Raw genomic sequence first — 14,414 nt, 5'->3', positions numbered from 1 at the left:
GGCCGAGGTGGCACGAAGTCAACTCGGCCGCAACGTTGCCGTCAAGAAGTAAATTCTTAACGAGATGACAACGGTGGTGTTCGTTATCTAAGTGAAGGCAAGCCGGGAGGCCGGCGCGGCCGTCGGGAGGGCACTCTCCAACAGGGTTGAATCGCCCATTTCGCTCAGGACGAGCGCGAGCGCGCCGAGCACCTCCGCGCGGCCGCCGAGGGCCCCCTGGGTCAGCGAGAGCTGCCGGGCGGCGCTGGGGATCGCGTACCGGGAGACGGAGTCCCTGATGGGCGCAAGGACCAGCTCGCCGGCCTCGGCGAGGTCGCCGCCGAGCACCACCCTGCTGGGATTGAGAAGGTTGCAGAGGTTGGCGATGCCGCTGCCGATGTGCCGCCCCACGTCGGCGATCACCCGCCGGCAGCCCGGGTCGCCCTCCCGGGCCAGCTGGACGACCCGTTCCATGGTGAGGTCGGGGCCGTGGCCGGGCTGGAGCAGCGGCAGGACGTACCGGGCGGCGGTGAAGGTCTCCAGGCAGCCGCGGTTGCCGCAGCGGCAGACCGGACCCGACTCGTCGAGCGTGATGTGCCCGATCTCACCCGCGGTGCCGCCCGGCCCCCGGTAGACCCGCCCGTCGATGACCAGGCCGGCGCCGACACCGCTGGCCACCTTGATGTACGCCAGGTCCTTGACGCCCCGCCCGCTGCCCCAGACCAGCTCACCGAGGGCGCCGAGGTTGGCGTCGTTGTCGACGTGCACGGGGACGCCCAGGCGGCCGGACAGTTCCTCCGCGGGGTTGATCCCGCTCCAGCCCGGCAGGATCGAGGTCGACCCGAGGGTTCCGGAGGAGACGTCGATCGGGCCCGGCACGCCGAGTCCGACGCCGATCACCTTGTCCGGGCCGATCCCGGTGGCCAGGATCAGCCGCTTGACCAGCTGTTCCGCCCGGTCGAAGCCCTCGGCGGCGGAGGCGTCCACGTCGAGCGGCTCGGCCTCCTCCGCGAGCACCTGATGGGCGAGGTTGCCGACCGCGACCCGGAGGTGGGTGTGGCCGAAGTCGACGCCGATCACGATGCCGGCGTCGCCGGAGAGCGAGACGCTGCGGGCGCGGCGGCCGCCCGCGGAGGTCGGTGTGACGTCGACGGTGCCGCCGTCCTTCAGCTCCCGGACGATGTTGGAGACCGTCGCGGCGGACAGGCCCGTCGCCCGGGCGATCTCCGCCTGGGTCAGCGATCCGGCCATCCGCACCGCCCGGACGACCCGTTCGAGATTGGCCCTGTGCAGAGACGTCTGCGACCCCGGAGTCTCCATCGACTCACTCACTCCCACCGTTTTCTCCAACATGTGAACTCTAAGGGGACGCTTTCGCCTTGGTCCCCGTCAAGACCTTGAGAGGCGGACGGTCCGAGTCACACGGTGTCGGCGGTACGCGCGGAGCCCCCGGCACGGGGTTCGCCGGGGGCTCCGCGGGTACGGGAAGGGGGGTTACGGGATCACTTCACGGCGCCGGCCGTCAGACCGGCCACCACCTGCCGCTGGAAGATGATGTACGCGGCGAGGACCGGGAGCATCGCCATGACGAGGCCTGCGAAGAGCCCGGACCAGTCGCCCTTGTAGCCCTGGCTGACGGCGAGCTGGACGAGTCCCTGCGAGAGCACCTTCCGCTCCGGCTCGGTGTTGAGCACGGTCGGCAGCAGGTACTGGTTCCACTGGCCGAGGAAGTTGAAGATGCCGACGCTGATGAGGCCGGGCTTGGCCATCGGCAGCATCACCTGGAAGAAGGTCCGGGTGTGCGAGGCGCCGTCGACGAAGGCCGCCTCCGCGACCGAGGACGGCAGGGTGCGGAAGAAGGCGGTCAGGAAGAAGACGGTGAACGGCAGCGAGTACGCGATGTACACGAGGATCAGGCCGTGCAGCGTGTTCAGGAGGGCCATGTTCTGCATCACGTAGAACAGCGGCACGAGCGCCAGGATGATCGGGAAGCTCATCCCTCCGATGAAGAGGAAGTAGATGAAGCGGTTGCCCGGGAAGTCGAAGCGGGCCAGGACGTAGGCCGCCATCGAGCCGAGGAACAGGGTTCCGAGGAGCGAGCCGCCGACCACCAGGAGCGTGTTCAGGAAGTAGTCGCTCATATGGGCTTCGGTCCAGGCCCGCGACCAGTTCTCGAAGTGCAGCCGGTCCGGGAGCGCCCACGGGGACGTGAAGATCGCCCGGTCGGTCTTGAAGGAGGTCATCACCGCCCAGAGCAGCGGCGTGACCACCATGATCGCCCAGATGATCAGTACGCCGTGCGAGAAGACGTTGAGGGCCGCGCCCTCGGCCTTGGCGGTCCTCCGGGGCGGGGGCGTGACCGTCTTGGTGACCACGGGTCCCGGTCCGCCCGGGGAGCCGGGGCTCTCGACGCCGGTGGGGGCAGTGTCGGTCGTCTTCATCAGAACTCCAGCCGCTCGCGCCGGCCCACCTTCATCACGACGGCCGCGAAGGCCAGCGTGACGAGGAGGAGCGCGACACCGATGGTCGTGGCGTAGGCGGCCTGACCGTCCCGGAACGCCTTCTGGTACACGTACAACGGAAGGACGATGGTCGAGTAGTCCGGTCCGCCGCCGCTGGGGCCGACGGTCATGATCTGGACGACGGCGAAGGACTCCGCGCCGAGCGCGAGGATGCCCATGTAGATCCAGCCCGACTGCACGGTGTCCCAGAGCAGCGGCAGGGTGATCTTGAAGAACGTGGTGAAGCGGTTCGCGCCGTCGAGGAGGGCCGCCTCGTAGAAGTCCCGAGGAATGGACGCCATGCCGGCCGAGAAGAGGACGACGAAGAATCCGACCGTGGACCAGACGAGGACCACCATCACACAGATGAGGGCGAGGTCCGGGTCTCCCAGCCAGTCCGGCTGGACGTTGTCGAGACCGACGCCCTTCAGAACGGAATTGATGGCTCCGCTGTTCGGGTTGTACGCGAACTGGAAGAGCAGCGCCACGATCGCGATCGACAGCACCTGCGGGAAGAAATAGACGATCTTGTAGAAGGACGAGCCGCGCACACCCGCGATGGCCGCGCCCCTACGGCGCCGACCGCCGACATTGAGCATGAAGGCGAAGAACAGCGCGAGTCCGACCGTCACGATCGGGAGCACCACCGCGAAGGTCAGGCTGTGCTGGAGCGATTTCCAGAAGATCTCGTCGTCCAGCATCCGGCTGTAGTTGTCGACCCCGACCATCCCGAATTCGGGACTCAGTCCCGTCCAGTCCGTGAAGGAGTAGTAGATGGACTGGATGAAGGGCCAGATGACGAACAGCGCGTAGAGCGCGAGGGGGGCCGCCAGGAACCCCACGATGAAACGGTGCTTGCCGTGTTGCATTTCCTACCGACCCCGATCTTCCCGCGGAGGCGCGCCGCTGGTGCCGCGCGCGAAGGGCCCGGGGCCCGCTCCCGGTCGGCGGGAAGGGGCCCCGGCACAGCTCACTGGTGCTTGTAGTGCTTGATCGAGGAGTCCTTGGCCGCTTCGTCGGCGTACTTCTGGATCTTCTTGATCGTCTCGGCCGGGGTCGCGCGGCCCGCCATCATCTCGCCGATGGCCGCGACACCGATCTTCTCCTTCTGGAGGGCGACGTACCAGTCCTGGAGGCGCGGGTTGACGACGTTCTGACCGGCCTTCTCCAGCGCCGCGACGCCCGACTTGAGGCCCGGGGTCAGCTCGATGCCGTCGGTGCCGCCGTTGAACGCGGTGAGGGACTTCACGGACTGGGTGAAGTTCTTGGACGACGCCTCGCTGAGCATGATGCGCAGCTGCTCCATGCCGCCCTCGGGGTTCGCCGCCTTCGCCGGGACGATGAAGGGCTCACCACCGGAGGCCCAGATGGTGCCGAACGGCATCTTGTCCGAGGCGTCGATGCCGGTCGGCGCGGAGACGGCAAGGCCGAAGTCGGCCGGCATGGTCTTCGCGGCCTCGTTCTCGACCCAGGAGCCGTTCGGGATGAACAGCGCCTTGCCCTCGGTCCAGGCGGTCTGCGACTGGATGTGGTCGAGACCGGGCGTGCCCTTGAGGATGTAGCCCTTCCGGACGAGCTCGTAGTACGCCTCGAAGCAGGCCTTGACCGCCGGGTGCTCCCAGGCCTTCGGCTCCAGGTTGTCGATCGCGTCCAGGACCTCGCGGCCGCCGACCTTGCCGATCATCGGGTAGAGCGAGAAGGGGACGTAGTACGGGTGCTTGCCCGCGTACGTCCAGCCGGCGATGCCCTTCTTCTTGGCCTTCTCACAGACGGCCAGCATCTCGTCCCAGGTCTCCGGGTACTTCGCGTCGAGCGAGTCGAGGAGCTTCTGGGAGTACCAGACGCCGTAGATCGTGTACGCGTAGTACATGATCCACACCGGGTCGCCGTCGAACTGGCCCATCTCGACGATGCCGGGCCGCAGGGTGTCGCGGACCTTCTTGCTCGGGTCGTCGATGGAGGGCGCGTCCAGGAGCGGGGTGAGGTCCGCGAGCTGCTTCTGGCCGACGAGGACACCCATGTCCATCTGCTCGGCGCCGGAGTTGTCGATGAGGTCCGGCGGGTTGCCGCCGTTGAAGCGCGGCTGGAGCGTGGTGGTGATCTTCTGGGTGGGGGTGAACTTGACCTTCGCCTTGGGGTAATTGGTCTCGTAGACCTTGACCGCGTCCTTGGCGTACTGCTGTCCGAATCCGCCGTCGAAGAGGACGAAATCGAGCGGTGCCGACTCGTTCACCGCGAGCGGGTTCTTTTCGGACTTCGTGCCCTTCTCGACCTTTCCGTTGCCGCCGCTGTCGCTGCTGGCACAGGCGGAGAGGAAGCCCATCGTCGGTACGGAGATCAGACCGATAGCGGCAGAACGCTTGATCAGATCGCGACGGCCAAGGCCCTCATCGGTGTGTGCGGAGGTGGATCCCATGCTCAAGTCCTCGCCTTCATTCAGGACTCAGGCGGTGTACCGGTCGCCCGTACGCGCTCGCCACAGGCGAAGGGCCCCGCCACCGCGGTCATTTGCAGCCGGGTCGTGCAGGCGTCGGGCCGTCGTGTGATGGATACGACTGGCTGGACGCCGACAGGTATAGTCCACTTCCCTTCGTCCGAGCAAGATCGAAACCAGGTTTCGGCAGCCATCTTTCCCGAGTTGAGACCTCGGGGATAAGCACGGCGGATCTGCGGCGTTTCGTCCAACCATCCGTTCGTCGGCACCCTTGACACGACATCAGGCCTCACCGTACTGCGGCCGTTCCGTCGGGCCACGGAGGGCGGCTCGCGGACAGACGCGGACAAGGGGGACATGAGAACGGGATCGAAACAGTTGTGTCACAGACCCCCTGCCCGGTGAAGGTTCTGTAAGGGCGATCCGGGATCATAGAGGTCCACCGTCTCCGTCCTCACGCAGCGACGAACGGCGGAACCTGCCTTTCACCTCTCGCATCTGGAGTAATACGTGGCCAACTCTTCTGGCCTGAACCGCACGGGCGTCCTGTCCCGTGTCACCGTGGCCGCGATCACGGCCGCCCTCGTGGGCACCACGACCGCCGCGGTCGCGGCGGACGCGCCGGAGCCCGGCTCCGCCGTCGCCGCCAAGCCGGCCATCACGGCTCCGGCCGCCTCCGCCGCGAGCACCACCGCGGCCGCGGCCGACGCGGAGCTGCGCTTCCTCGGCGGCGTCTCGGGCTCGACCCTCTACTGGTACGCGCCGAACGGCTCCGGTGGCTACGAGGCCCGCGAATGGGCCACCGACACCTGGGGCAGTGTCAAGAACGCGCAGCAGGCGGACAACGACGGTGACGGCATCGCCGACGACACCTGGATCTGGTACACCTCCGGCACGATGGCCTACGGCTCGGGCGAGTCGACCGACTCGTCGTTCACGAACGTCGGTAGCGGCTGGAACATATACAACAAGATCGTCTCGCCGGGCCAGCTCGGTGGCGGCGCGGCTACGGACATCGTCGCCCGCGACGCGTCCGGGGTCCTGTGGCTGTACCTCGGCTACGGCAACGGCAAGGTCGCTCCGCGCGTCAAGGTCGGCGGTGGCTGGGGCGCCTACAACCAGATCGCCGGTGTCGGCGACCTGAGCGGTGACGGCAAGGCCGACATCGTCGCCCGCGACGGTTCCGGCATCCTGTGGCTGCACAAGGGCACGGGCGACTACAAGGCCCCGTTCACCGGTCGCACCAAGATCGGTGGCGGCTGGGGCGCCTACAACGCCATCGTGGGCGTGGGCGACCTCGACTGGGACGGGCGCAGCGACCTGATCGCGCGGGACACCGCCGGTCGGCTCTACCGTCACTCGGGTACCGGCAACGCGGCCGCGCCGTTCGCGCAGCGCGTCGTGATCGGCACCAGTGGGTGGAACACCTACCGTCTGATGTTCTGATCCTTCCGATCGCCTGCGATCAACGAAAGGGCCCCGCTCCTCTTCCGAGGAGCGGGGCCCTTGCCGTTCAGCCGGTCCGGGGGTGTCAGCCGCGGATCAGGTTGCGGAGCACGTACTGCATGATGCCGCCGTTGCGGTAGTAGTCCGCCTCGCCGGGGGTGTCGATGCGGACGACCGCGTCGAACTCGACACCGGTGTCGGTGCTGACCTTGACCGTCCGCGGGGTCGTGCCGTTGTTGAGCTCCTCGACGCCGGTGAAGGAGAAGGTCTCCTCGCCGGTCAGGCCCAGGGTCGCGGCGGTCTGGCCCTCGGGGAACTGGAGCGGCAGGACGCCCATGCCGATGAGGTTCGAACGGTGGATGCGCTCGTACGACTCGGCGACGACGGCCTTGACGCCGAGCAGCGCGGTGCCCTTGGCGGCCCAGTCGCGGGACGAGCCGGAGCCGTACTCCTTGCCCGCCAGGATCGCGAGCGGGGTGCCCTGCTCGATGTAGTTGCGGGAGGCGTCGTAGATGAACGACACCGGGCCGTCCGGCTGGGTGAAGTCGCGGGTGTAGCCGCCCTCGGTGCCCGGCGCGATCTGGTTGCGCAGGCGGATGTTGGCGAAGGTGCCGCGGATCATGACCTCGTGGTTGCCACGGCGCGAGCCGTAGGAGTTGAAGTCACGACGCTCCACACCGTGCTCGGTGAGGTACTTGCCGGCCGGGGTGTCGGCCTTGATGGCACCGGCCGGGGAGATGTGGTCGGTGGTGACCGAGTCGCCCAGCTTGGCAAGGACGCGGGCGCCGACGATGTCGGTGACCGGGGTGGTCTCCATCGTCATGCCCTCGAAGTACGGGGGCTTGCGGACGTAGGTGGACTCGGTGTCCCACTCGAAGGTGTTGCCGGTCGGGATCGGCAGCGCCTGCCACTGGGCGTCACCCGCGAAGACGTCCTGGTAGGACTTGTTGAACATGTCCTCGCCGATGGCGTTGGCGACGACGTCGTTGACCTCGGCCTCCGTCGGCCAGATGTCGGCCAGGTAGACGGGCTTGCCGTCCTGGTCGACGCCGAGGGCGTCCTTGGTGATGTCCACCTTCATGGACCCCGCGAGGGCGTACGCGACGACCAGCGGCGGGGAGGCCAGGTAGTTCATCTTGACGTCGGGGTTGATACGGCCCTCGAAGTTCCGGTTGCCGGAGAGGACCGAGGTGACCGCGAGGTCGTGGTCGTTGACGGCCTTGGAGACCTCCTCCGGCAGCGGGCCGGAGTTGCCGATGCAGGTGGTGCAGCCGTAGCCGACGAGGTTGAAGCCGACCTTGTCGAGGTACGGGGTGAGACCCGCCTTGTCGAAGTAGTCGGTGACGACCTTCGAGCCCGGGGCGAGGGTGGTCTTGACCCACGGCTTGCGGGTCAGGCCCTTCTCCACGGCCTTCTTCGCGACGAGCGCGGCGGCGACCATGACGTACGGGTTCGAGGTGTTGGTGCAGGAGGTGATGGCCGCGACCGTCACCGCACCGTGGTCGATCTCGTACGTCGAGCCGTCGGGGGCGGTCACGGTGACCGGCTTCGACGGGGCGCCGTTCGGGTGGTTCGCCGGGGCGTCGGAGGCCGGGAACGACTCCTTGCCCTGCTCGTCCACGTCGTCCACGTAGTTGCGGACGTCCTGGGCGAACTGCTGGGCGGCGTTCGCGAGGACGATGCGGTCCTGCGGGCGCTTCGGGCCGGCGATGGAGGGGACGACCGTGGAGAGGTCGAGCTCCAGCTTCTCGGAGAAGTCGGGCTCGGCGGCCGGGTCGAGCCAGAGGCCCTGCTCCTTGGCGTACGCCTCGACGAGCGCGACCTGCTGCTCGGAGCGGCCGGTGAGCTTGAGGTACTTCAGGGTCTCGCCGTCGATCGGGAAGATCGCGGCGGTGGAGCCGAACTCCGGCGACATGTTGCCGATGGTGGCGCGGTTCGCGAGGGAGGTCGCGGCGACGCCCTCACCGTAGAACTCGACGAACTTGCCGACGACGCCGTGCTTGCGCAGCATCTCGGTGATCGTGAGGACCAGGTCGGTGGCGGTGGTGCCGGCCGGGAGCTCGCCGGTCAGCTTGAAGCCGACGACGCGCGGGATGAGCATGGAGACCGGCTGGCCGAGCATCGCGGCCTCGGCCTCGATGCCGCCGACGCCCCAGCCGAGCACACCGAGGCCGTTGACCATGGTGGTGTGGGAGTCGGTGCCGACGAGGGTGTCGGGGTACGCCTGGCCGTTTCGGACCATGACCGTACGGGCCAGGTGCTCGATGTTCACCTGGTGGACGATGCCGGTGCCCGGGGGGACGACCTTGAAGTCGTCGAAGGCGGTCTGGCCCCAGCGCAGGAACTGGTAGCGCTCCTTGTTGCGGCCGTACTCCAGCTCGACGTTCTGGCCGAAGGCCTCCTTCGTGCCGAACTTGTCGGCGATGACCGAGTGGTCGATGACCAGCTCGGCCGGGGAGAGCGGGTTGACCTTCGCCGGGTCGCCGCCGAGCTCCTTGACGGCCTCGCGCATGGTGGCGAGGTCGACGACACAGGGAACGCCGGTGAAGTCCTGCATGATCACGCGGGCCGGCGTGAACTGGATCTCCTGGCTCGGCTGGGCCTGCGAGTCCCAGCCGCCGAGGGCCCGGATGTGGTCGGCGGTGATGTTCGCGCCGTCCTCGGTGCGGAGCAGGTTCTCCAGGAGGACCTTCAGGCTGTAAGGGAGGCGCGCGGAGCCCTCGACCTTGTCCAGCTTGAAGATCTCGTACGACTCGTCACCCACGCGCAGCGTGCTGCGGGCGTCGAAGCTGTTCGCCGACACGACAGTCTCCTTCATCAGTGTGCGCGATTACCGCGCAGCGACAATATGCGGCTGCCGCCGCGTGGTGCCGCCCGACTCCCCGCCGATCCGCTAAGGTAAGACTTAGTTAGGTAACCCTTACCGGGTGGGCGGCCGCGGTGCGCCGTAAGCAGTTATCTCGATGTCGAGATAACTCTAGTGCATCCCCGCCAGTCGGTCATGCCCGGCATGCCTGTGATCGCCGCCATGACGCCCCGGGGGGATCGGGGCGGCGCGGGTCGGCAGGCGTACGCCCCCGGTGAAGCCGGCCGCGCGAAACTTTCCCTCGGGGTAGGCGACGCGAATCTTCCCGGAGGCTAACGAGCCCCCGGGCCGGCTCCAGGGGAGCCGGTCAGGAACAGATCCCGGGAGGCCGGTCAGGGGCAGAGGTCCATGACGTGGTCGTCGAAGGCGGGGAACTCGGTCGCCGCCTCCTCCCGTACGCGGGACGCCGGTGCGCGGTGGGCCGGGGCGAAGCGCTCCGCGATCGCCGTCAGCTCGGGGTGGGGGTGCGGGGCCCAGTCGGGCTCGTACGAGGTGGCCGCCTCCCACGGGCCGTAGCCGGCCGCGAGCAGCCACAGGAAGGAGCCCAGGTCGCGCGCGACGACGCCGGTCTCGCCCTCGGAGCCGAGGAAGACGACGGGCTGCTCGACGACCGGGCGGCCAGGGCGGACCATCCAGAAGGCCGCGTACCCGCCGGTGCCGTCCTGGCCGAAGACGCGGAAGTCGTCGCCGGTCAGCTCGCCGTTGCCCGTCCAGGCCCGGAACCAGTCCGTGGTCTCCTCGGCGGACAGGAAGGCTTCGAAGGGCTCGAGGTCGACGCCGGAGCCCTCCTCGTGCTCGAAGCGGACCGCCATGGCGGCGGCGAGCCCCGGGGGGAAACGACGGTCGTCGGTCGGCGTCATGCGAACAGGTTAGCGATCGGATGGGGGGTGGGCGGGCACCGGGCGTGGGCGGGTCACCCGGGGCACCCCCGGGCCCGGACGTCACCCCGACGGCCGGCGGCGGTCACCGGGCCTTCACGTCACCCGGCGTGGACGGTCATCGGTGGGGCGGTGGGTTCCCGGCTCCTCGGTGGTCGCCGTGGACCGGCGGAAGGTGCGGCGGTAGGCGTCCGGGGGGACGCCGAGGGTGCGGTTGAAGTGGCGGCGCAGGGTCGTGGCCGTGCCCATGCCGGTGGCCGCCGCGATGGCGTCGACGCTGTCGCCGCTGGATTCGAGGAGCTCCTGGGCGCGCCGGATGCGCTGGGTCAGCAGCCATTGGAGCGGGGTGGCGCCGGTCACCGTCCTGAAGTGGCGGCCGAGGTGGCGTGAGCTCATGTTCGCGCGGCGGGCCAGGTCCTCGACGCTGAGCGGCTGGTCGAGCCGCTCGATCGCCCACGGGAACAGCTCGGTGAGCGGGTGGTCCTCCTGCGCGGGCACCGGCGCGGTGACGAACTGGGCCTGACCTCCGGACCGGTGCGGGGGCACGACCAGACGGCGGGCGATCGTGTTGGCGTACGCCGAACCGTGGTCGAGGCGGACCAGGTGCAGGCAGAGGTCCATCGCGGCGGCCTTGCCGGCGGAGGTGAGCACGGTGCCGTTGTCGACGTAGAGGACGTCCGGGTCGACCTCGACCCGGGGGTGGCGGGCGGCCAGGACGTCGGTGTGCGCCCAGTGTGTGGTCGCGCGGCGGCCGTCGAGCAGTCCCGCGGCGGCCAGGACGAACGCGCCCGTGCACAGCGAGGCCACCCGCGCGCCCGCCTCGTGGGCCGCGCGCACCGCGTCGACGAGTTCGGCGGGCGGGGCCACGTCGACGTCGGCCCAGCCGGGGACGATCACCGTGTCGGCACCCGGGAGCCGGTCGAGCCCGGCGTCCGGTTCGAGCCGGAACCTCCCGAACCGCACCGGGCCCGGTCCGCAGACGACGAGATCGTACGCCGGGTCGTCGAACACCTCGTGCGCCACGGAGAGTTCGAAGTGCAGCATGCCGTCGGTGACGGCGAGCGCGACGGTTTCCATGTCCGTAATTGTACGGGCCATGTCGTTCCGGACACTCGTCGCGGCCGACAGCCCCTGACAGGCTCCTCGTATCGGAAGAGGACAGAGAACAAGGAACGGGGGGCAGAGGGCGATGAAGGAAGTCATGGGTTCGGGGCGGACGGTCGCGGTGTTCGGTGCCTACGGGCACACCGGGCGTTTCGTGGTGGCGGAGCTGCTGGACCGGGGGTTCGTCCCCGTCCTGTCCGGGCGCGACGCAGGCAAGCTGGCGGAGTTCGCGGCGTCCCGCCCGGAGCCGGCCGGCCTCGATGTCCGGCCGGCCACGGTCGACGACCCGGCCTCGCTGGACCGCGCGTTCGCCGGCGTCGCCGCCGTGATCAACTGCGCCGGCCCCTTCGCGTCGACCGCCGCCCTGGTGATCGAGGCGGCGCTGCGCGCCCGGATCCCGTACGTGGACGTGGCGGCCGAGATCGAGGCCAACGTCGACACCTTCGCCCGCTTCGCGGAGCCCGCCCGCGCCGCCGGCACCGTCGTGGTCCCCGCGATGGCCTTCTTCGGCGGCCTCGGCGACCTGCTGGTCACGGCGGCGATGGGCGACTGGTCGTCGGCCGACGAGGTGCACGTCGCGTACGGGCTGAGCAGTTGGCACCCGACGGCCGGTACCCGTACGGCGGGGGCGGTCTCCCGGGAGCGCAGGGAGGGCCGGCACGTCCGGTTCACGCGGGGGCGGCTCGAGTACCGCGACGAGGCGGCCTCCACCGTCCAGAAGTGGGCCTTCTCCGAGCCGCTGGGGGTCAGCTCCGTGATCGGTGACTTCACGATGGCCGACGTCGTCACCGTCCCCAGCCACCTGGACGTCCCCGAGGTCCGCACCTACATGACCGCCGGGGCGGCGAAGGATCTGGCCTCCTCCGACACCCCGGCGCCGACGGCGGTCGACGAGCGCGGCCGGTCCGCGCAGACCTTCCTGGTGGACGTGGTCGTGCGCTCCGGCGACGAGGAGCGGCGCGCCGTGGCACGCGGCCAGGACATCTACGCCGTCAGCGCGCCGCTCGCCGTGGAGGCGGTCGACCGGGTGCTGTCGGGGCGGACGAGGACGGTGGGGGTCGCTTCGGCAGGGGCCGCTTTCGACGCGGCCGACTTCCTGCGCGCCCTCTCCGCCCACGTCTCGGTGGAACTGCCGTAGCGGGCGGGGGAGGGAGGGCCCGGCCCTCGTACGGACGCCGAACGATTGCCGCCGCCGCACCCGAGGCCCAGGATCGGAGCATGTTCAGCGGCGCGCATGTGATTCTGTACACCCGGGACGCGGAGGCCGACCGCGCCTTCCTCAAGGACGTGTTCGGCTTCGAGCACGTCGACGCCGGGGGCGGCTGGCTTATCTTCAAGCTGCCGCCGTCCGAGATCGCGGTGCATCCCACGTCGGAGGAGCCGAAGCACGAGGTGTACCTCATGTGCGAGGACCTCACGGGGACCCTGACGGCCCTGGAGGACCGGGGCGCCGAGATCTCACGCGCCATCACCGACCAGGGCTGGGGCATGCTCGCCGCCGTCCGGCTGCCGAGCGGCACCGAACTCCCCCTGTACGAGCCGCGCCACCCCACCGCGCACGGCCTGTCACCCTGACGGCCCACCCCAATGATCGGCGTCATCTCATATCTGAGATAACGTGACGCCATGGCAGACGACTACCTCGTACGCATCGGCAAGCTCATCCGTGACGCCCGGCAGCACCGCGGCTGGACGCAGACGCAGCTCGCCGAGGCGCTGGCCACGAGCCAGAGCGCCGTCAACCGGATCGAGCGCGGCAACCAGAACATCAGCCTTGAGATGATCGCCCGGATCGGCGAAGCCCTCGACAGCGAGATCGTGTCCCTGGGGTACGCGGGACCGATGCACCTCAGGGTCGTCGGCCGCCGCAGGCTCTCCGGCTCCATCGACGTCAAGACCAGCAAGAACGCCTGTGTCGCGCTGCTGTGCGCCTCCCTCCTCAACAAGGGCCGCACGGTCCTGCGCCGGGTCGCGCGCATCGAGGAGGTCTTCCGGCTCCTGGAGGTGCTCAACTCCATCGGGGTCCGCACCCGGTGGATCAACGACGGTGTCGACCTGGAGATCGTGCCGCCGGCCGAGCTGGACATGGACTCGATCGACGCCGAGGCCGCGATCCGCACCCGCTCGATCATCATGTTCCTCGGCCCGCTGCTGCACCGCATGGACCGCTTCAAGCTGCCGTACGCCGGAGGCTGCGACCTCGGTACGCGCACCATCGAGCCGCACATGATCGCGCTGCGCCGCTTCGGTCTCGACGTCACGGCCACCGAGGGCATCTACCACGCCCAGGTCGAGCGCTCGGTCTCCCCCGGCCGCCCGATCGTGCTGACCGAGCGCGGGGACACCGTCACCGAGAACGCGCTGCTCGCCGCCGCACGGCACGACGGCGTGACCGTCATCCGCAACGCCTCCTCCAACTACATGGTCCAGGACCTGTGCTTCTTCCTGGAGGCGCTCGGTGTACGGGTCGACGGCATCGGCACGACCACCCTGACCGTGCACGGCGTGCCCCAGATCGACGTGGACGTCGACTACTCCCCCTCCGAGGACCCGGTCGAGGCGATGAGCCTGCTCGCCGCCGCGGTCGTCACCGAGTCGGAGCTGACGATCCGCAGGGTCCCCATCGAGTTCATGGAGATCGAGCTCGCGGTCCTGGAGGAGATGGGCCTCGACCACGACCGCTCGGCCGAGTACGCGGCGGACAACGGCCGCACGCGCCTGGTCGACCTGACGGTCCGCCCCTCGAAACTCGAAGCGCCGATCGACAAGATCCACCCGATGCCGTTCCCGGGCCTGAACATCGACAACGTCCCGTTCTTCGCGGCGATCGCGGCGACGGCCCAGGGCAAGACGCTGATCCACGACTGGGTCTACGACAACCGCGCGATCTACCTCACGGACCTCAACCGCCTCGGCGGCCGCCTCCAGCTCCTCGACCCCCACCGCGTCCTGGTGGAGGGCCCCACCCGCTGGCGCGCCGCCGAAATGATGTGCCCCCCGGCCCTGCGCCCCGCGGTGGTCGTCCTGCTCGCAATGATGGCGGCGGAGGGCACGTCGGTCCTGCGGAACGTGTACGTCATCAACCGGGGTTACGAGGACCTGGCGGAGCGACTGAACTCGATCGGCGCACAGATCGAGATCTTCCGGGACATCTAGACAACGCGGGGACAGCCCCCGCCGTGCACCGGCGGGGGCTGGGCAGAGGG

Annotated in this window: 11 protein-coding genes; 4 read left to right on the top strand and 7 right to left on the bottom strand. The window is 69.2% G+C overall.

Annotated features, from left to right (window positions below; translation table 11 throughout):
* Positions 1–87 precede the first annotated feature (87 nt).
* The 4 genes from ABZ567_RS16155 to ngcE all read right to left on the bottom strand — a co-directional run bounded on the left by ABZ567_RS16155 (position 88) and on the right by ngcE (position 4,896).
* The gene (locus tag ABZ567_RS16155; protein WP_360789531.1) at positions 88–1,299 is read right to left on the bottom strand and encodes an ROK family transcriptional regulator; all 1,212 of its coding nucleotides are present in this window, start codon (positions 1,297–1,299) and stop codon (positions 88–90) included.
* Between the two features lie 182 nt (positions 1,300–1,481).
* Positions 1,482–2,420 carry a carbohydrate ABC transporter permease gene (locus tag ABZ567_RS16150; protein WP_360789528.1) on the bottom strand — a complete coding sequence of 313 codons (939 nt, stop codon included), beginning with the start codon at positions 2,418–2,420 and terminating at the stop codon, positions 1,482–1,484.
* Positions 2,420–3,349, bottom strand: coding sequence for a sugar ABC transporter permease (locus ABZ567_RS16145; protein WP_360789526.1), 930 nt, complete (start codon positions 3,347–3,349; stop codon positions 2,420–2,422). Before ABZ567_RS16145 ends, ABZ567_RS16150 begins: the two co-directional genes overlap by 1 nt.
* A gap of 101 nt (positions 3,350–3,450) precedes the next feature.
* Positions 3,451–4,896, bottom strand: a complete 1,446-nt coding sequence (gene ngcE / locus ABZ567_RS16140; protein ID WP_360789523.1) for an N-acetylglucosamine/diacetylchitobiose ABC transporter substrate-binding protein — start codon at positions 4,894–4,896, stop codon at positions 3,451–3,453.
* 528 nt (positions 4,897–5,424) lie between these two features.
* Here ngcE and ABZ567_RS16135 point away from each other — a divergent pair.
* Complete coding sequence (locus ABZ567_RS16135; protein ID WP_360789521.1) at positions 5,425–6,360, top strand: VCBS repeat-containing protein; 936 nt, start codon at positions 5,425–5,427, stop codon at positions 6,358–6,360.
* Positions 6,361–6,445: 85 nt separating this feature from the next.
* On the opposite strand, the gene acnA is transcribed toward ABZ567_RS16135, so the two are convergent.
* The 3 genes from acnA to ABZ567_RS16120 form a co-directional block, all read right to left on the bottom strand.
* The gene (acnA, locus tag ABZ567_RS16130) at positions 6,446–9,163 is read right to left on the bottom strand and encodes an aconitate hydratase AcnA (protein WP_360789518.1); all 2,718 of its coding nucleotides are present in this window, start codon (positions 9,161–9,163) and stop codon (positions 6,446–6,448) included.
* Between the two features lie 395 nt (positions 9,164–9,558).
* Positions 9,559–10,086 carry an SMI1/KNR4 family protein gene (locus ABZ567_RS16125; protein ID WP_360789515.1) on the bottom strand — a complete coding sequence of 176 codons (528 nt, stop codon included), beginning with the start codon at positions 10,084–10,086 and terminating at the stop codon, positions 9,559–9,561.
* 114 nt (positions 10,087–10,200) lie between these two features.
* Complete coding sequence (locus ABZ567_RS16120) at positions 10,201–11,181, bottom strand: helix-turn-helix domain-containing protein (RefSeq protein ID WP_360789512.1); 981 nt, start codon at positions 11,179–11,181, stop codon at positions 10,201–10,203.
* 124 nt (positions 11,182–11,305) lie between these two features.
* On the opposite strand from ABZ567_RS16120, the gene ABZ567_RS16115 reads away from it, so the two are divergent.
* The 3 genes from ABZ567_RS16115 to ABZ567_RS16105 all read left to right on the top strand — a co-directional run bounded on the left by ABZ567_RS16115 (position 11,306) and on the right by ABZ567_RS16105 (position 14,364).
* Positions 11,306–12,346, top strand: coding sequence for a saccharopine dehydrogenase NADP-binding domain-containing protein (locus tag ABZ567_RS16115; RefSeq protein WP_360789872.1), 1,041 nt, complete (start codon positions 11,306–11,308; stop codon positions 12,344–12,346).
* 80 nt (positions 12,347–12,426) lie between these two features.
* Positions 12,427–12,783: a VOC family protein gene (locus ABZ567_RS16110; RefSeq protein ID WP_360789509.1), complete on the top strand. Its 357-nt coding sequence runs from the start codon at positions 12,427–12,429 to the stop codon at positions 12,781–12,783.
* Between the two features lie 51 nt (positions 12,784–12,834).
* Positions 12,835–14,364 carry a UDP-N-acetylglucosamine 1-carboxyvinyltransferase gene (locus ABZ567_RS16105; RefSeq protein WP_360789506.1) on the top strand — a complete coding sequence of 510 codons (1,530 nt, stop codon included), beginning with the start codon at positions 12,835–12,837 and terminating at the stop codon, positions 14,362–14,364.
* The last annotated feature ends 50 nt before the right edge of the window (positions 14,365–14,414 follow it).

Source organism: Streptomyces sp. NPDC016459 (assembly GCF_040632845.1).
Lineage (GTDB): Bacteria > Actinomycetota > Actinomycetes > Streptomycetales > Streptomycetaceae > Streptomyces.
This window is presented reverse-complemented; position numbering and strand designations above follow the sequence as displayed.